The organism is Brevundimonas sp., from assembly GCF_052436175.1.
Lineage (GTDB): Bacteria > Pseudomonadota > Alphaproteobacteria > Caulobacterales > Caulobacteraceae > Brevundimonas.
The window spans coordinates 39,742-56,795 of sequence record NZ_JBQVNM010000012.1 but is presented as its reverse complement, the minus strand read 5'-3'; the positions used below and the strand labels follow the sequence as shown (position 1 = coordinate 56,795).

Annotated in this window: 14 protein-coding genes and 1 other RNA gene; 11 read left to right on the top strand and 4 right to left on the bottom strand. The window is 67.5% G+C overall.

Features of this window, described 5'->3' with window-relative positions; translation table 11 throughout:
- Window positions 1–3,331: LamG-like jellyroll fold domain-containing protein (locus ACT6QK_RS04970; RefSeq protein ID WP_444596705.1), on the bottom strand; the 3,331-nt coding region annotated here is incomplete at its 3' end.
- Between the two features lie 257 nt (window positions 3,332–3,588).
- Between ACT6QK_RS04970 and ACT6QK_RS04965 the strand changes: the two genes are divergently transcribed.
- Complete coding sequence (locus ACT6QK_RS04965) at window positions 3,589–6,453, top strand: TonB-dependent receptor (protein WP_444596704.1); 2,865 nt, start codon at window positions 3,589–3,591, stop codon at window positions 6,451–6,453.
- A gap of 60 nt (window positions 6,454–6,513) precedes the next feature.
- Here the strand turns inward: ACT6QK_RS04965 and ACT6QK_RS04960 are convergent, their stop codons facing one another.
- On the bottom strand, window positions 6,514–7,179 hold the full coding sequence (locus ACT6QK_RS04960; protein WP_444596703.1) for a LamG domain-containing protein: 666 nt from the start codon (window positions 7,177–7,179) through the stop codon (window positions 6,514–6,516).
- A 247-nt stretch (window positions 7,180–7,426) separates the two neighbouring features.
- On the opposite strand from ACT6QK_RS04960, the gene gluQRS reads away from it, so the two are divergent.
- The 9 genes from gluQRS (at window position 7,427) to ACT6QK_RS04915 (ending at window position 13,545) form a co-directional block, all read left to right on the top strand.
- Window positions 7,427–8,278 (top strand): tRNA glutamyl-Q(34) synthetase GluQRS, encoded by an 852-nt coding sequence (gluQRS, locus tag ACT6QK_RS04955; protein ID WP_444596702.1) that lies wholly within the window; start codon window positions 7,427–7,429, stop codon window positions 8,276–8,278.
- 47 nt (window positions 8,279–8,325) lie between these two features.
- Window positions 8,326–9,849, top strand: coding sequence for a glutamate--tRNA ligase (gltX, locus tag ACT6QK_RS04950; RefSeq protein WP_444596701.1), 1,524 nt, complete (start codon window positions 8,326–8,328; stop codon window positions 9,847–9,849).
- A 4-nt stretch (window positions 9,850–9,853) separates the two neighbouring features.
- Window positions 9,854–10,543, top strand: coding sequence for a fumarylacetoacetate hydrolase family protein (locus tag ACT6QK_RS04945; protein WP_444596700.1), 690 nt, complete (start codon window positions 9,854–9,856; stop codon window positions 10,541–10,543).
- Window positions 10,544–10,559: 16 nt separating this feature from the next.
- Window positions 10,560–11,180 (top strand): maleylacetoacetate isomerase, encoded by a 621-nt coding sequence (gene maiA, locus ACT6QK_RS04940; protein WP_444596699.1) that lies wholly within the window; start codon window positions 10,560–10,562, stop codon window positions 11,178–11,180.
- A 72-nt stretch (window positions 11,181–11,252) separates the two neighbouring features.
- Window positions 11,253–11,415: non-coding RNA, 6S RNA (ssrS, locus tag ACT6QK_RS04935), on the top strand.
- Window positions 11,416–11,481: 66 nt separating this feature from the next.
- Window positions 11,482–12,042 carry a 5-formyltetrahydrofolate cyclo-ligase gene (locus tag ACT6QK_RS04930; RefSeq protein WP_444596698.1) on the top strand — a complete coding sequence of 187 codons (561 nt, stop codon included), beginning with the start codon at window positions 11,482–11,484 and terminating at the stop codon, window positions 12,040–12,042.
- 31 nt (window positions 12,043–12,073) lie between these two features.
- Window positions 12,074–12,307, top strand: a complete 234-nt coding sequence (gene vapB, locus ACT6QK_RS04925; protein WP_444596697.1) for a type II toxin-antitoxin system VapB family antitoxin — start codon at window positions 12,074–12,076, stop codon at window positions 12,305–12,307.
- The gene (locus ACT6QK_RS04920) at window positions 12,308–12,727 is read left to right on the top strand and encodes a PIN domain-containing protein (RefSeq protein WP_444596696.1); all 420 of its coding nucleotides are present in this window, start codon (window positions 12,308–12,310) and stop codon (window positions 12,725–12,727) included.
- Complete coding sequence (locus ACT6QK_RS04915; RefSeq protein WP_444596695.1) at window positions 12,724–13,545, top strand: TIGR00282 family metallophosphoesterase; 822 nt, start codon at window positions 12,724–12,726, stop codon at window positions 13,543–13,545. Before ACT6QK_RS04920 ends, ACT6QK_RS04915 begins: the two co-directional genes overlap by 4 nt.
- Here ACT6QK_RS04915 and ACT6QK_RS04910 read toward each other — a convergent pair.
- The gene (locus ACT6QK_RS04910; protein WP_444596694.1) at window positions 13,542–15,110 is read right to left on the bottom strand and encodes an alkaline phosphatase D family protein; all 1,569 of its coding nucleotides are present in this window, start codon (window positions 15,108–15,110) and stop codon (window positions 13,542–13,544) included. The two genes, ACT6QK_RS04915 and ACT6QK_RS04910, sit on opposite strands and share 4 nt — an antisense overlap.
- A 130-nt stretch (window positions 15,111–15,240) precedes the next feature.
- Here ACT6QK_RS04910 and ACT6QK_RS04905 point away from each other — a divergent pair, with 130 nt between their 5' ends.
- Window positions 15,241–15,675 carry a hypothetical protein gene (locus ACT6QK_RS04905; RefSeq protein ID WP_444596693.1) on the top strand — a complete coding sequence of 145 codons (435 nt, stop codon included), beginning with the start codon at window positions 15,241–15,243 and terminating at the stop codon, window positions 15,673–15,675.
- Here the strand turns inward: ACT6QK_RS04905 and ACT6QK_RS04900 are convergent.
- The gene (locus tag ACT6QK_RS04900; protein WP_444596692.1) at window positions 15,647–17,041 is read right to left on the bottom strand and encodes a cytochrome P450; all 1,395 of its coding nucleotides are present in this window, start codon (window positions 17,039–17,041) and stop codon (window positions 15,647–15,649) included. The two genes, ACT6QK_RS04905 and ACT6QK_RS04900, sit on opposite strands and share 29 nt — an antisense overlap.
- Window positions 17,042–17,054 lie beyond the last annotated feature (13 nt).

Sequence of the window (17,054 nt, the reverse complement as noted above, 5' to 3'; positions counted from 1 at the left end):
GGGCGCCGGTGATGGTCGCCTCGATCGGCTTGTCGGAAAGGTTGTAGGCCACGATGCGGAAGCCGCTTCGGGTCGGCTCACGCACCAGAACGGCCAACTTCGTCGCGTCCGCGTCATCGGCGAACCGCCAGCCGATCAGATTGCCCTGGACGATGGCGTTGCGGGTCAGGGCCACGCCGCCGAGGCGCTGACGCTGCAGTTCGTCGGTCGGCACGACGACCCGGTCGGTCCACCAATGATCCTCGGTCATCATCGGCATGCGCAGGGTCGCGGACGCCCGCAGGTCATCGTAGAGCCGTTCGAGATACGCCTTGTCGCCGGTCGCAGCCCAGGCGCCGTGCAGGGCGATGCCGGCCGGGTTGCGTGCGGCGGCGGCCTCGACCCAGCCCTCGCGCAGTTCGGGCCGGTTCAGCTCCGCGGCGAAATCGCCGTTGACGATGCCGACCAGCGAACGCGGCCCGCCCTCGCGCAGGGCCTGTTCGATGGGGCGCAGGTATTTGACGTCGCCGGTCCAACGATAGGCCGCCCACATCAAAAGGTTGGTCTGCTGCGGCCCGCCCGAGCCGCGCGTTGCGCCGTCGGGCCAGTTGATCTCGGCCGGGAAGCTCCAGCGGCCTTCGGCGTCCTGGGTCCCGTGGGCCAGATAGCCGTCGGCCAGTTCCAGCAGCAGGGCTTTCACCTGCGGCGAGCCGTTGTAGTCCACCAGGCGGATGCCCGGATGAAGGATCAGGTAGGAATAGGGTTTGGACCACTGCCACGGGTCCTCGCGCACGATATGGTCGCCGCCGAAATAGTTGCTGACGAACAGGCGGTTGCCCTTGGGGTTCACGGCCGTCAGGTCGGAATAGCGGGCCGCCGTCTCCATCAGCCGCTCGACTGCCTGCGGGTCGGACGGGGTCAGGTAGGAGGCCTGGCTGATGGCGTTGATGCCCTCCTCGTAGACGTGGAGTTCGTCGGTCACGATCTTGCCGAGGCCGTTCTCCCACATGTCGTTGCGGTAGGTGGCGTCGATCAGGTCAGCGAGCGACCGGGTGATCTTGTCCGGCTCGACCCCCATCAGGGCGACGCCTGGCCACTGGTTCATCAGGTCGGTGTCGTCCGACAGGCCGCCGCCGAACTCGCCATCGACCTGACGGTTGTCGATCCACCAGTTGATGAAGCCGCCCGCCTGTTTCAGCGCCTCGGTCTGGCCCCAGGCCCAGGCGGGGACGCCGGCCGGGGCGGCCGCGATCTCGACCGGCGGGCGCGGCTGCTGCGGATTCCATTCGGACCAGTAGGCGACGGCGCCCGGATGCTCCGGGCTGACGCGCAGCAGGTCGGTCAGGTCCTCGTAAAAGCGTTCGAACAGGCCCAAATTTCGGTTCGACTGCCGCTCCTCGACGAGGAAGCCATAGTTGTCGCGGATCTGCTCGAAGCGATCCTTTTCGTGCTCGGCCAGGGCGTCGGCGCGGCTCTTGAAGACCAGGCCGATCTTCGCGCCGTTCAGGCTGGCGGCGCCAAAGGCCGGATTGGACGAGGCGACGGTCAGATAGAGGGGCTTGTTGGGCGGCAGGATGCGGTCGCGCGTGTCCAGCCACAGGGTCCGCGCCTCGCCGGGCTTCACCGAGATATTGACGTCCATCAGGTCGCGGGTCGGATTCAGTGGATCCTTCACCCGGATGTTCAGCGGGATCAGGCCGTCGCGCCCGGCGGGAATGTCCAGAGCCGGGACGGTCAGCTCCATGCCGTCGAGACCGCCGAAATTCTCGAAGCCGAAGGTCGCGCCCCGGTTCAGGGGCAGGCCCCGACCCTGGGTGCGCGAGTCCTGCGGGATGAGGATGTGGACGAGGGGGCGCGCATCGGGCGCGGCGTCGGTGGAGCGAGCACGGGTGGCGGCGCCGGCGGGCACGGCCACGACCGTGGCCCGCTCCTCGACCGGATAGCGGCCGGCGATCCAGTCGGTCAGGTCCTTCGTGACCGGGAAGTCGGCGGCGACGTCTGAGCGCACGATCATGTCGAAGCGGCCGATGCCGTCGGGGGCCTTGCCGGCTGAGACGCGATAGACGCCGATCTCCTCGATCGGGGTCTCCTGGGCGTCGTTGACGAAGTGGACGGCGCCTCCGGTGCGATCCGCGGACAGGCGAGTGGTGGTGCGTTCGGCGCCCTGGGGCCTGCGGGCCAGCAGATCGCCGTCGGCCGTGACCTGTCCGGCCCCAGCGGGCGGCGTTCCGTCGGCGAGGGCCGACAGACGGCCATAGGCCGCGCCTTGGATCTCCACCTGGTTCCAGGGTTCGGACGGCAGGAACCATGTCCCGGCCTTGCCCCCGGTCGAATAGACGTTCCAGTCGGGCAGGGTGAAATAGTCGTGGCGGCCGGTCAGGCGCGAGCGGTTGTAAACGCCGGGCCAGGTGGTCTCGCGGATGCCGTCATTTCCCTTCCACATCCGCTGGGCGACGTCGCGCTGGTCGGTGAACTCCACCCGTCGGATCGCGGTTGAGGTGTCGGCCAGATAGGGGGGAGGGGCGCCGTCGAAGCCGAGGCGGCGGTTCCAGGTCGCCTGCCACTCCGGCGCGGCGGGCGCTATGGCTGGCTCGGCGTTCTTCGCCAGGGCCGAGATCGCCTCGGGCGTCAGGGCGTGGTCGTAGATGCGCAACTCGTCCAGATCGCCGCCGCGCAGGAAGTTGTAGCGGCTCTGCACCTGCATCGGGCTGATGATGCGGCTGTGCGGCCCGAACTGGTCGAGTCCGGCGTCGAGCAGGGCCGGCTGGTCCTTGCGCGCCGCCAGCTGGCCGTTGACGTAGAGCTGGACGCCCGTGGTCTCGTCCCAGGCGAAGGCGATGTGCGTCCAGGCGTCGGGGGCGGGGGTCTGCGGAACCTTCCACGACACCCGGACGCGCGACAGGTTGGCGTCGGTGACGAAGGCGTCAAAGCCCTCGCCGTTCCAGTCGATGCGCAGGAAGACCATGTCCCAGCTGGAATGGTCGGCGAAGCTGACGCGGAAGATCGGGAACTGATTCGTCCCGAGCGGGGTCCGGGCGCGCCAGAAGAAGGACAGGGTTCCGCGCTGGGCCTGAACATTGCCGGGCGCCGACCAGGCCAGGACCTGTTCGTCCTCGGCCTTCAGATAGCCGTTGGAGACGCCGCCGGAGGGCTGGATCGCGACGCGGTCGGCGAACGTCGGCTCGGCCGGACCGGTCGCCTGATCGGCGGTCAGGGTCGTGTCGGCGGACAACCGAAACAGCAGCCCTGATTCAGTCGTGCCGCTGGTCTGCGCGAGAGTCTCGGTCTGGGCGGCTCCGCCCAGCAGCAGGCCCATAGCGGCGCCGGTCAGCAGAATTCTGCGCAAAGCCATATCGATTTCCTCCTGCCGGACATCGTCGCGTCCGATCGATTTTGTTGTCGCCGTCGCCCGACTGTGGCGCGGGTGCGTCACGGATGAAATCCGGTCGGCCACCTTCTTGCCACATGCGCGAAACTGTGCGTAAGAACTATGACACCGGTAGCAGAGCTTTGGCAAACCAATCCTGACACCGGTGTCGTCCGCCTCGGCGGGCTTCGACACAGGGGGCGCTTCGACCTCCGAAATGACTCATCAGGGAGGAGACCCAAATGAACCACCACACGCCCTATTCGCGCCGTTTCCTGGCCGCCGGCGCCTCGCTGGCCGCCATGACCCTGGCTATGGCCGCTTCGCCGGCACTGGCCCAGACGACCCCCGCCAGCCCGCAGGACGATGCGACCGAGGTCGAGGAAATCGTCGTCACCGGCTTCCGCGCCTCGCTGGCCAACGCCCTGAACATCAAGCGCCGCGAAGCCGGCGTGGTGGACGCCATCTCGGCGGAGGATATCGCCGACTTCCCCGACACCAACCTCGCTGAATCGATCCAGCGCATTCCCGGTGTCTCCATCGACCGCGACGCCGGCGAAGGCCGAACGATCACTGTGCGCGGTCTGAGCTCGGAGTTCACCCGCACGCGCATCAACGGCATCGAGGCCCAGGCGACCACGGGCGCCACGGACTCCTCGGGCAGCGTGAACCGCGGTCGGGGCTTCGACTTCAACGTCTTCGCCTCGGAACTCTTCAACAACATCACCGTGCGCAAGACCGCTTCGGCCGAGGTCGAGGAAGGGTCGCTGGGCGCCACGGTGGACCTGCGCACCAGCCGCCCATTCGACAGCGGCGGCGCGGCCCAGACGGTTCTGTCGGCCCAGTACGGCTACAACGACCTGTCGCAGGAATACTCGCCGCGCGTCGCCGGCCTGATCTCGCGCACCTGGATGGACGGCCGCATCGGCGCCCTGGCCTCCGTGGCCTACAGCGACAAGGACTCGATCGAGGAAGGCTTCTCGTCCGTGCGTTGGGGCCCGGCCAACGGCGACAACGGCTTCCAGAACCCGGCGGCCCTGCCGGGCGGCGCTGCGGCGGCCGGCGGCCTGTTCCATCCTCGTATCCCGCGCTACGGCCGCCTGACCCACGGTCAGGAGCGTCTGGGCGGCACCCTGTCGCTGCAGGCGCGCCCGAACAGCGATCGCACCCTGTTCACCTTCGACGCCATGTATTCCAAGCTGGATTCGACGCGCAAGGAACAGTTCCTTGAAGCCTGGTCGCTGAGCCGCAACGCCTCGGCCGGCGGCAAGCCCGAGGTCGACATCGTCGAGGCCGTCGCCGATCCGGAAACGGGTGAGCTGGTCTATATGAAGCTCGACGACATGGACCTGCGGACCGAGAGCCGTTTCGACGTCCTGGAAACCGAGTTCACCCAGTACACCCTGGCGGTCGAGCACGAGTTCACCGACAATCTGAAGTTCTCCGGCACGGTCGGCCGCTCCAAGTCGGCCTTCTCCAACCCGCTTCAGGTCAATGCGATCATCGATCGCCAGAACACCGACGGCTATAGCTGGGACTTCCGCCAGAACCGCAATCTGCCGCTCATCAACTACGGCTTCGATGTCGCCAATCCGGCGAACTGGACCTTCACCGGCCCCAATGGCCTTCAGCCGCTGACGGAGCTGCGCCTGAGCTCCAGCGAGCAGACCAATATCTACACGACGGTCGAGGGCGGCCTGGATTGGGCGCTGAACGACAATCTTACCCTGAAGGGCGGCGCCAGCTACAAGGAGTACAGCTCCATCGGTTCCGGCCTGGCCCGGCTCAGCAACACGGCTCCCGCTCTGCCGGCCGGCACCTCGGTCGCCTCGGTGACGGGGCTGCTCGAAGGCTTCGGGCGCAATCTCGACCTGCCGGCCGGTTCGGCCACGTCCTGGGTCATTCCCGATCTTGAAGCCCTGCGGAACCTGTGGAAGTGGGACTGTAACTGCAACACGGGCGTGGCCGGCGGCGACTTCCGCCTGCTGGGCCTGGACAACCCGTCCTCCTTCGGCAGCTTCCGCGAAGTCACGGAAAAGGACACCGGCTTCTGGGTCCAGGCCGACTGGAACATGACGCTCGGCTCCATGCCGTTCCGCGGCAATGTCGGCGTGCGGCAGGTCAAGACCGAGATCGAGGCGATCGGCTTCTCGAACGTCGGCGGGGTCGCGCGCGTCACGCCCGGCGAGAACGAGTATGACGACACCCTGCCATCGCTGAACATGTCGCTGGAGCCGGTCGAGAACGTGATCGTCCGCTTCGGCGCGGCCAAGGTGATGGCGCGTCCGCCGGTGACCAGCCTGATCCCGGTCTTCACGATCACGGCCCTGAACGCGCCGAACCCCAGCGCCTCGCTGGGCAACGTCGAACTCGAGCCCTATCGCGCCAAAACCTACGACCTCTCGCTGGAATGGTATTTCGCGCCTGAGTCGCTGATTTCCTTCGCCTACTTCTACAAGGACATCTCGACCTATGTGCAGACGACCCAGCAGACGCTGACCTATGCCCAACTGACGGAGCTCAACGCCGTCGCCTTCCCGGCCGGCGGGGGTCGCGATCCGACCCTGACCTATATCTATTCGACCCCGACCAACTCCGAGGGCGGGCCGTTGAAGGGTTGGGAGATCAGTTATCAGCAGCCGTTCCGCTTCCTGCCCGGCCTCCTGTCCAACCTGGGCACCCAGCTGAACTACACCCACGTCGAATCTGAGATCGACTACTGCACGACCGCGGCCTGCACCGTCATCGTGACGGAGGATCTGGTGAACCTGTCGCCCAACGCCTGGAACGCCACCCTCTACTACGACGACGGCAAGTTTAATGCCCGGGTGTCGGCCGCCTATCGCGACGGCTACTACCAGAACGTCCCGGGCAGCAACGGCGGCACGCGCGGCATTCCGGTGCAGGGCAAGACCGAGACGCTCAGCATCGACGCTTCGGCCTCCTATGCGCTGAACGACAAGATGACTTTCTCGCTGGAGGGCATCAACCTGACCGACGAGCCCAACCGCCAATACCACGGCGACCTGGGCGGCAATCGCGACAGCACCTACGTCTATCACCACACGGGCCGGCAGGTGTTCGCCGGCATCCGCTACAAGTTCTGATACCGCATTACTCCTGGAACTGACCGGCCGGCGTCCTTCGGGACGTCGGCCTTTTCTTTGTCAGATCAGCCGGGTGAAGCGCTCGGGCGTCAGGGCCTCGGGTGTGAAGCGCGCCTCGCGCACCGCCCCGTTGAAAAAGTTGACCCGGTTGATGCGGCAGCCGACCGAGGCGCGGCCGGCGCCCTGGGGCTTGAAGGCCACGGCCGCCTCGCCCTGGAGTACGCCATCGACGTAGGAGCGATAGGTCGTCCCGTCATAGGTCTGGGCGACGTGGAACCACTGTCCGATCGGGTGGCGCTTCTCCGGATAGATCAGCACCTGATTGTAGCCGGGGCCCTTGATGAAGGCGTCCAGCCACCATTCGTCCTTCTCGACGCGGATCTCGAACAGGAAGCGGGTGCCGGGCGGCTGGCCCTGGGCGGCGCTGATCTCCTCGGCCTCCTGCAGGTGGAACCAGCGTTGCTCGAAGGCGCCGCCGTCGGGGCGGAAGACGGCCTCGAAGGTGAACATCTCCGCGCCCGCCAGCGGATGGTTGTCGATGAACAGGGCGTCGTCCACCCCGTCGAACTTGACCGCCTTGCCCAGCGGCGTGTCGATCAGGACCGGCTCGCCCTCGACCGTCGTGGCATGGCCGCCGATGTCGGTCAGCCGGTCGAAGGTCCAGACGGTGGTTTCAGTCGTCGGAGAGCCCGAAACGGTGGCGCAGCCGGGCAGGGCGCCAATCACGCCAACGGCCCCGGCCCCAACCAGAATGTCTCGACGATTCAATGCGGTCTCCCATGTTTTGATCTGGTCGGCGACCCTTAGGAGACACCGGAGATTTTGGCGACGGTCGGCGCGACGATTTCGGTGACACCGGTGACAGAGACTACTCTGGCGAGCCTGTGGTCGAAAGCGGAATGACGTCGGTCGGCCCCGGCCCGAACGGGGAGGCGGCTCTGGTCGGGCGGAATGCGGTGTGCGAACAAGGCTGATGCCCGCCGTCCGTTTCGCCCCCAGCCCCACGGGAGACCTGCACCTGGGCCACGCCTTCTCGGCGGCCTATGCGGCGCGGGCCGGACAGGAGATCGGCGCGCGCCTGCTGATCCGCATCGAGGACATAGACCAGGGTCGCAGCCGGCCGGAGTTCATCGCTCGCAATCTGGAGGATCTGGCCTGGCTGGGGCTGGTGTCCGAAGGCGAGGTCTGGCGCCAGTCGGAGCGGATGCCCGTCTATCGAGAGGCCCTGGATCGGCTGGAGGGGCTGGGCGTCCTCTATCCCTGTTTCTGCACCCGGGCCGACATCCGGCGCGAGATCGAGGCCATGGGCGGGGCGCCTCAGGACCATGTCGGGCATGTCTATTCCGGGCGATGCCGGACGCTGTCGCCCGACGAATGCGCAGAGCGGATCGGGCGCGGCGAGGCCTACGCCGTCCGCATCGACGGCGACCGGGCGCTGGACCTGACCGGACCGCTGGACTGGACCGACGTGCATCGCGGGAGCTTCGCCGTCTCTCTGGCCACGCTCGGCGATTTCGTGGTGGCGCGGAAGGAGACGCCGACCTCCTATCACCTGGCCGTCACGGTCGATGATGCGGCCCAGAGTGTGACCCGGGTGACGCGCGGCGAGGACCTGCTGTCCTCCACCCACGCCCACCGATTGTTGCAGGCTCTGCTGGGGCTGGAGGTTCCGGTCTGGGATCACCATCTGCTGGTCGTGGATGATGAAGGCCGTCGTCTGGCCAAACGTCTGGGCTCTCCATCCCTGCGCGACATGCGCGAGGCGGGGCTCAGTCCCCAATCCGTGCTTGAGACCGCCGCCGCGCGGGCTATAGGACGCGCCTGAGACATTGAGCGAGACGCGGCGATCCGCGACCGCACTGGAGTAGAGACATGACCGTCAAGACGCGCGTGGCGCCGTCGCCCACCGGCGATCCCCACGTCGGCACCGCCTATGTGGCCCTGATGAACTATCTGTTCGCCAAGCAGCACGGCGGCACGTTCATCCTGCGCATCGAGGACACCGACCGGGCGCGCAGCACGCTGGAGTCCGAACAGGTCATTCTGAAGGCCCTGAAGTGGATGGGCCTGTCCTGGTCGGAGGGCCCGGACGTGGGCGGTCCGAACGGCCCCTATCGTCAGTCCGAGCGCAGCGACATCTATGCGAGATACGCGGACCAGCTGCTGAACGACGGCCACGCCTTCCGCTGCTTCTGCACGCCCGAGCGGCTGGACGCCCTGCGCGCGCGCCAGTCGTCGGAAGGCCAGCCGCCCCGCTATGACGGCCGCTGCCTGCATGTGCCTCCGGCCGAGGCCGAGGCGCGCGTGGCGGCCGGCGAGCCCCACGTCCTGCGCATGAAGGTGCCCAGCGAGGGGGTCTGCGTCTTCAACGATATGGCCCGCGGCGACATCGAGATTCCGTGGGAAAGCGTCGACATGCAGGTGCTGATGAAGTCCGACGGCTTCCCCACCTATCACCTCGCCAATGTCGTCGACGACCATCTGATGGGCATTACCCATGTGCTGCGCGGCGAGGAGTGGATTCCGTCCGCGCCCAAGCACCAGCTGCTCTATCGCTATTTCGGCTGGGACATGCCGCAGCTGTTCCACCTGCCGCTGCTGCGCAATCCGGACAAGTCCAAGCTGTCAAAGCGCAAGAACCCGACCAGCGTCCTGTTTTACGAGCGGATGGGATATCTGCCGGAGGCCCTGACCAACTTCCTCGGTCTGTCGGCGGTGTCGCAGGCCGAGGGCGACGAGCTGATGGATTTCGCGACGCTCCAGTCGCGGTTCGACGTGTCCAACATCTCGCTGGGCGGGCCGATCTTTGACATCTCCAAGCTGGACTGGCTGAACGGCCGCTGGCTGCGCGAGGTGCTGTCGCCCGAGGGCTTCCGCGCCGCCATCAATGCCTGGATCACCCCGGCCTATCTGAACGAGGTGGCCGACATGGCCCAGTCGCGGGTGACGCGGCTGTCGGACCTCGGCCCCGCGACCAGCTTCCTGTTCGCCGGCCGCCTGGAACCGTCGCTGGCGATCCTGCTGGACGGCAAGCTGGACCAGCCGACCTTGAACCGCGCCCTGAACCTGGCCTCCATCGCCTTCGAGCGCGAGGCCGACTGGACGCATGAGGCGATCGAAGGCGCACTGCGGACCGTGGCGGAGATCACGGGCGTGAAGTTCAAGGATCTGGTGCGCCACATGTTCATCGTCATGACCGGCAAGCCCCAGTCCCTGCCCCTGTTCCGCTCGATGGAGCTGATGGGCCGCGACATCGCGCGCGAGCGGATGCGCGAGTCCATCGCGGTCCTCGGCGGCGCCTCGGCCAAGGAGGTCAAGGCCTGGACCGCCGACTTCGACAAACACCTCAAGGCCAAGGCGGCCGAAGCCGCCGCCGAACCCGCCGTGGAAGGCTGATCCCATGACCCTGGCCTTCGCCGCACCCCCGCCCGTCCTGGCCGCCGTCTCCAACGGCGAGCAGTTCCCGGTGCGCCGGGTCTTCTGCGTCGGGCGCAACTACGCCGACCATGCGCGCGAGATGGGGTCGGACCCCGACCGCGAACCGCCCTTCTTCTTCACCGCCTGGGCCGAGGCGGTCGTGCCGTCGGGGACGACCATCGTCTATCCGCAGGCGACCAGGGACTATCAGTTCGAGGTCGAGCTGGTCGTGGCCATCGGCAAGGGCGGTCGGAACATCGATGCCGCCGATGCCCTTGGTCACGTCTATGGCTATGGCGTCGGTCTCGACATGACCCGGCGTGATCTCCAGAACGCGGCCAAGAAGACCGGCCGTCCTTGGGACACCGGCAAGAATGTCGAACAGTCCAAGCCCCTGGGTCTGCTGCGTCCGGCCGAGGGGTTCGATCCCGGCCTCGGCGCCATCCGCCTGACCGTCAACGGCGAGACGAAACAGACCGGCGACCTGTCCGATCAGATCTGGCCGGTGGCCGACGTCATCGCCCATCTGTCGGGCCTCTATCGGCTGGAGCCCGGCGACCTGATCTATACGGGCACGCCGGCGGGCGTCGGCCCCGTGGTTCCGGGGGACGTTCTGGTCGCGACCATCGAGGGTCTGGAGACCCTGACCGTCGCCATCGGCGATCCGGTCTGACACAAAGGGTGAGGGCATGATCCTGCACGGCTATTGGCGGTCCTCGGCGGCCTGGCGGGTGCGCATCGTTCTGGCGCTCAAGGGGCTGACGGCGGATCAGGTCCCCCATCACCTGCGCGATGGAGGCCAGCGCGCGCCCGGCTATCTGGCGCTGAACCCGCAGGGGCTGGTGCCGGCCTTGGTCACTGACGACGGGCAGGTGCTGACCCAGTCCCTGGCCATCTGCGAGTATCTGGAGGAGATCGCGCCGGAGCCCTCGATCCTGCCCGGCGATGCGGCGATGCGGGCCCGCATCCGGGCGGCGGCGCTTGTGGTGGCGGCCGATATCCATCCGATCCAGAATCTGAAGATCCTCAGGCGGCTGCGCGACCTGGGGCAGGACGATCAGGCCTGGGCGCGACAGGTGATCGAGGACGGGTTCGACGCCCTGGAGGCCCTGCTGGCGGACACGCCCGGCCCCTTCGCCTTCGGCGCCGCCCCGACCCTGGCCGACGTCTGCCTCGTTCCCCAGATGGCCAACACCCGTCGCTTCGGCTGCGACCTGCGCTGGCCGCGGCTGCAGGCGATCGAGGCCGAATGCCTGAAACTGGACGCCTTCCGCCTGACCGCCGCCGAGCATCAGCCCGACGCGGAATAGTCTTCGCCCGATGTCATCACCGGGCGGCCGCTTGTGGGGCGGAGGACGAAGGCCTATCTTGTTCCATGGCGGGTCATGCTGTGGCTCTCGTCGAAGGCAACATATCCTCGCGGCCTTAATTCACTCGAAGGGATCTGTCCCTGTCTGACCTCGTGGGGTCGGGTACACGGAGCCCACCTGGCTACCCAGGCTCGAGAGGATTCAAACCGTCCTTCACGGCTCTTACGGCGCCGCCAACCCATTCCCTTCCGGTGCGCTACCGCTCGCGACGCGGTCGCTCGCTGCTTGAGCGCGGCAGGCCATGACCCCTTCAGACAAGGCGGCCCTTCGCGCGGAGATGCGCGCCATTCGCAAGCGGCTGGCGGAAGTCGGGCCGGAAGCTGCCGAACGGGCGGCGTCCCATATGGCTGATCTGCCGCCCGGCGATCTCCTGGCCGTCTATCGCGCCATGGGATCGGAGCTGGACCCAGAGCCACTGGCCCGCGCCCTGGTCGCGTCAGGGCGTCGGCTCTGTCTGCCGGTCGTTCTGGAACGCGACGCTCCGATGATCTTCCGCGCCTGGACGCCGGGGGAGCCGCTGGAACTGGACGCCGCCGGATGCCCCGCCCCCCTGCCGTTGGCCGAGGCCGTCGATCCCGACCTGATCGTCACCCCCCTGCTGGCGTTCGATGACACAGGCGGCCGGCTGGGGCAGGGCGGAGGCTACTACGACCGGACCTTCGCGGCTCGACCCGGAGCCACCCGGATAGGCCTGGCCTACGCCGGACAGGCGACCGCGAACCTGCCGGTCGAGGCCCACGACATTCGATTGCACGGTGTCCTGACCGAGGCCGGCTACAGGTCATTCGGCATATCCCATTGACATATACATGACGCAGGCCGATACCGCCGTCATGAACGCGCCGCTGAAAGCCACGGTCTTCAAGTCCAACCGCTCGCAGGCGGTGCGCCTGCCCAAGGCCGTCGCCTTTCCGGACGACGTCAAGGAACTGCGCGTCATCAAGGAGGGCAAGAGCCTGCGCCTGGTGCCGGTGAATGCGCTCTGGGACGACTTTTTCGCCCAGCCCGGAATCGATATTCGGATCGCCGAGGATGTGATCGACGATGGCGTCGTCGAGTTCGAGTGAGTGTATCTGCTCGATTCTGACATCTGTGTTCGCATTCTGCGTAATCGCGCCGCAACGCTGGAACCCCGGCTGAAGGCCCATGCGGAGGCCTTGTTCACCTCGACCGTGGTGCGTCATGAGCTGATGCACGGTGCGCTGATGTCTGAACGACCTACGGACCAGCGAGCGGCCGTAGAGGCCCTGCTGGATCGACTTGAGGTTCTGGATTTCGATGAGGCGGCGGCTGACCACGCCGCCGACATCAAGGCGGACTTGCAGCGGCGGGGGCTGATGATCGGCGCGAACGACCTGCTGATCGCAGGGCATGCCCGCAGCCGCGCCTTGATCGTTGTTACCGGCAACCTGCGCGAGTTCGGTCGTGTGGACGGACTGCGGTGTGAAGATTGGCCGGCGGGACCGGCGGGACCTTACCTTTCATGAGACTGGCGTTTTTTGGTGATGTGGTCGGCAAGTCGGGCAGGGATGGTCTTTCGGACCATCTGCCGGGGCTGAAGCGCGACCTGAAGCTCGACTTTGTGGTGGTGAATGCGGAGAACGCCGCCGGTGGTTTCGGCATCACCGAGAACACGGCGCGCGAACTGTTCATGGCGGGCGCTGATTGCCTGACGCTCGGCAACCATTCGTGGGACCAGCGCGAAGCCCTGACCTATATCGTACGCGAGCCGCGGCTGATCCGCCCGGCCAACTATCCGCCCCTGATGGATGCGCCGGGCGCGGGGGCCAATCTGTTCGAGACGCAGAGCGGCAAGACGGTTCTGGTCATGAATGTTCTGGGCCGCGTCCATATGGACCCGATGGACGATCCCTTCGGCGCCGTGGACCGCGAACTGAACGCCGCGCCCTTGGGCGCCGTGGCCGACGCCGTCATCGTCGACATGCACGCCGAGGCGACGTCGGAGAAGATGGCCATGGGGCACTTCTGCGACGGGCGGGCGAGTCTGGTCGTCGGCACCCACACCCATGTGCCCACCGCCGACTGCCAGATCCTGCCGGGCGGCACGGCCTATCAGACCGACGCCGGCGGCTGCTGCGACTATGACTCGGTGATCGGCAACGAGAAGGAAGAGCCGCTCAGGCGCTTCACCACCCGCATCTCGGGCGGCCGCTATGCGCCCGCCCACGGCCCGGCCACCATCTGCGGCGTCTATGTCGAGACCGACGACCGGACCGGGCTGGCGACGCGCGTCGAGCCGATCCGGGTGGGCGGACGGCTGAGCCAGGCCATCCCGGCTCTCTAGGCGGCGACCAGCCGCGCGTCGCCCGCCTCCACCGCCAGTTTCAGCCGCGTGGAGAGCACGCCGTCACGATCGTGGATCTGGTCCAGCACCTTGAACTCGGTCTGCCAGCGTTCCTTTGTCACGTCGCAGAGGACATAGCCGCGCTGGCTGTTGCGGAACTTCAGCTGGGGGTTGGCCGCGAGGAAGGCCTCCTGATCCGGCCGCTGGTCCGATCCGTCGCCGCCCGAACTGATCGAGGTCGAGACGAATTCCGTGGCGATCGGCGCGCCTTCGGGATTACGGCCGTCGAGGTAGAGTTCGCCGGCGTAGTTCTGATGCTCGTCGCCGGTCAGGACGACGGTGTTGGCGATGCGGCGGTCGCGGATATGGCGCAGCAGTCGTTCGCGGGGCGTCCGGTATCCGGCCCAGCTGTCGGTGTTGACGGCGTAACCGTCACCCGGATGGCGATCCAGGTCCATGACCATGACCTGCTGAGCCAGGGCCTTCCAGGTCGCCTCCGACCGATCCAGATTGTTCAGCAGCCAGGCTTCCTGCGCCTCGCCCAGGACCTGGGCCGCGCGGTCGTTGATGCCTTCACAGCTGCTGTTGGGCCGGTCGTCGCAGGGCTGGTCGGTGCGGAACTGCCGGGTGTCCAGCAGGTTCAGGTCCAACAGGTCGCCATAGACGGCGCGGCGATAGAGCTGCATGGCCGAGCCGCGCGGGAAGGAGGATTTCCGCAGCGGCATATGCTCATAATAGGCCTGCATGGCCGCCGCCTTTCGCAGGGCGAAGATCTGCGGGTCGGTGCCGTCCTGATCCAGGTCAGAGACCCAGTTGTTGTCGATTTCGTGGTCGTCCCAGACGGTGAACCAGGCCGCCGAGGCGTGGCTCGCCTGCAGGTCCGTGTCCATCTTGTACTGGGCGTAGCGCTGGCGATAGTCGGTGACGGTGTAGACCTCGCCGCCGACATGAGTGCGCAGGTTCTCCTGCGGGCTGGTCGAACCATAGAGGCGATTGCCCCGGCCTTCGTAGATGTAGTCGCCGTAGCAGTAGATGAAATCCAGATCCTCGCCGGCGATCTTGCGGTGGGCCGTGTAGTAGCCGCTCTCATAAGCCTGGCAGCCGACGACGCCGAAGCGCACGCCGGCCAATGGAGCGCCCGCGACGGGCATGGTCTTGGCCCGACCGACGCCCGACCGCTCGCGCCCGGACATGAAGCGGTAGAAATAGGGACGGCCCGGCTCCAGACCGCCGACCTCGACGTGAACGGCGTGGCCCAGTTCGGGGCGGGCGACCGTATCGCCCTTCTGAACGACGCTGTTTCCGAAGCCGACTTCGGTGGCGACCTCCCACGAGACGGCGACAGGCTGGGACGGCATGCCGTGGTCGGGCTCGAGGGGTCGGGGCGCGAGCCGGGACCAGATCACGAAACCGTCGGGCAGGGGGTCGCCCGCGGCGACTCCCAGCTGGAACGGATTGTCCTCGTAGACCATCTGGGCCATGGCCTGGCGGCCGGCCACCAGGGTGGCCCCGCCGGCGGCGACGGTCAGCAGCAGGCCGCGTCGTGAAAGATTGATCCTGTCCATGGGCCCCGCTCCGGATGTGTGGCCGACATCTAGCCCCTCCATGTGACAGTCATCCTGCGATCGTCAGCCGTCGTCAGGTGCGTTGACGCCGTCATCCGCCCTAGTCTGCGAGGGTGCAGGGGAGACGGCCATGAAGCGGATCGATTGGGGGCGAACCCTTGTGGTGGTCGGGGTCTTCGCCCTGGTGGGGCCGTTCATCGGCTTCCTGACGGCTCTGGGATGGAGCATTTCCCAGGCGCCTGAGGATGCGCCCCGGCTGCGATCCCTGATGCTGCTGTCGGGCTTCTTCACCGTCGTTGTCGGCTATGTGATCGGCCTGCCGCTGGCGCTGCTGACGGGACTGGCGTCCGGTCTGGCGTCGCACTGGATCCGCTCAAGCCTGATCTGGGTGGTGGCGACGACGGGGCTGGGCGCGGGTCTGACCTATGCCCTGCACCCCGTGGTCAGTCCCAACACAGGCCAGGGGCTGGTCGTCAGCTGCGCCGCTGTGGCGTCCCTGGGTTGCGCCCTGACGCTGGCGTCCGTCCGGCCCCGGTTCAGGCCGGGGAAGGCGTCCTCGACCTGAGCTGGAGCCGGAGCCGCATCGGATCACGGCTGCGCAGGGTGATCTGATGCACGGGGTAGGGCTCCATCGTGGTGACCGCCTCGACCTCGGCGGACCGAAGGACGGTCGCAAGCGCGATCATCGCCTCCTGCATGGCGAAGGCCGCGCCGATGCAGACACGCGGCCCGGCGCTGAAGGGGATATAGGCGTAGCGGTCTATGGCCTTGCGGTTCTCGGGAAGGAAACGGTGGGGACGGAAGGCGGCGGGATCGTCCCACAGCGTCTCGTGACGGTGCAGGACCCAGGGCGAGACGATCACCGCCGTGCCGGCCTCGATCGGCTGACCCCCGATCACGTCGGGGCCGAGCGCGCGTCTGGCCAGACTGGGGGCCGGGGGAAACAGCCGCATGGCCTCCTCGATCACGGCGCGGGTCCAGGGCAGGTGGTCGGCCCAGTCGGGGGCGGCCACATCCAGACCGTCGGCCTCGATCTTGAGCCTCGCTGCGACCTCCGGGCTGCGGGAAATCAGATGCAGGGTCCAGCCCAGGGTGCGCGCCGTCGTCTCATGCCCGGCCAGGATGAAGGTCAGGATGTTGGCGGCGACCTCGCGATCGCTGAGCGCCGCGCCGTCGGTTTCGTCGCGGGCCGAGAGCAGGGCGGTCAGGAGGTCGTCCGGGGCGGACTCCCCGGTGTCGATCCGGGCGCGGCGCGCCTTCACCAGGCTGGCGACCCGGCTTTCGAAGAAGCGGGCCGTGTCCCCGGCCGCCAGCCGTCCGAGGCGGGGGATCCAGGCCGGAGCGCCGATGACGTCCAGCGGGCTGATCCGGGCGCCGACGCCGAGATAACGGTTCAGGGCGGCCTCGAAACCCGCCGCGTCGCCGTCCAGTTCGTCGGAGAAGAGGGTGGCCGACAGGATGTCGAAGGTCAGGCCCGACATCTCCGAGTCCATGTTCAGCACTCGCGCGCCCTGCTCCAGCCGCCAGCCCTCGACCCGACGGGCGCAAACCTCCGCCATCCTGGCCGACGTCCGGACGGTGCGGGCGGGGGTGAACAGGGGCGCCAGGATGCGGCGCGCGCGGCGCCAGACGTCGCCCTCGGTCAACAGCAGGCCGTCCGCGAGCAAGGGCCCCAGCACCCGCCTTTGCAGCGCGCCCTTCTCGTAGTTGGCGGCGTTTTCAGTCAGGACGTGCCGGACGCCTTCGGGATGGCTGACCACCATGACGGCGCCCAGAGGCCCGTTGCCGTACAGCTGCGGCTCACGGAAATGGCGGTCCGACCAGATGCCCAGGGGATCGCGCCACGCCTGCCACATGAAGGGCAGCAGTTTCAGCGGCGCGGTGCGTCGCGGCGGCGTCCATGGACGGAAGTGGGGAGAACCGTCGGCCATGGCGGGAAGCTAA

What these genes read in the sequence shown, in the direction of transcription:
- ACT6QK_RS04965 (WP_444596704.1), top strand. Translation starts at nt 3,589, where the DNA reads ATGAACCACCACACGCCCTATTCGCGCCGTTTCCTGGCCGCCGGCGCC.
- gluQRS (WP_444596702.1), top strand. Translation starts at nt 7,427, where the DNA reads ATGCCCGCCGTCCGTTTCGCCCCCAGCCCCACGGGAGACCTGCACCTG.
- gltX (WP_444596701.1), top strand. Translation starts at nt 8,326, where the DNA reads ATGACCGTCAAGACGCGCGTGGCGCCGTCGCCCACCGGCGATCCCCAC.
- ACT6QK_RS04945 (WP_444596700.1), top strand. Translation starts at nt 9,854, where the DNA reads ATGACCCTGGCCTTCGCCGCACCCCCGCCCGTCCTGGCCGCCGTCTCC.
- maiA (WP_444596699.1), top strand. Translation starts at nt 10,560, where the DNA reads ATGATCCTGCACGGCTATTGGCGGTCCTCGGCGGCCTGGCGGGTGCGC.
- ACT6QK_RS04930 (WP_444596698.1), top strand. Translation starts at nt 11,482, where the DNA reads ATGACCCCTTCAGACAAGGCGGCCCTTCGCGCGGAGATGCGCGCCATT.
- vapB (WP_444596697.1), top strand. Translation starts at nt 12,074, where the DNA reads ATGAACGCGCCGCTGAAAGCCACGGTCTTCAAGTCCAACCGCTCGCAG.
- ACT6QK_RS04915 (WP_444596695.1), top strand. Translation starts at nt 12,724, where the DNA reads ATGAGACTGGCGTTTTTTGGTGATGTGGTCGGCAAGTCGGGCAGGGAT.
- ACT6QK_RS04910 (WP_444596694.1), bottom strand. Translation starts at nt 15,110, where the DNA reads ATGGACAGGATCAATCTTTCACGACGCGGCCTGCTGCTGACCGTCGCC.
- ACT6QK_RS04905 (WP_444596693.1), top strand. Translation starts at nt 15,241, where the DNA reads ATGAAGCGGATCGATTGGGGGCGAACCCTTGTGGTGGTCGGGGTCTTC.
- ACT6QK_RS04900 (WP_444596692.1), bottom strand. Translation starts at nt 17,041, where the DNA reads ATGGCCGACGGTTCTCCCCACTTCCGTCCATGGACGCCGCCGCGACGC.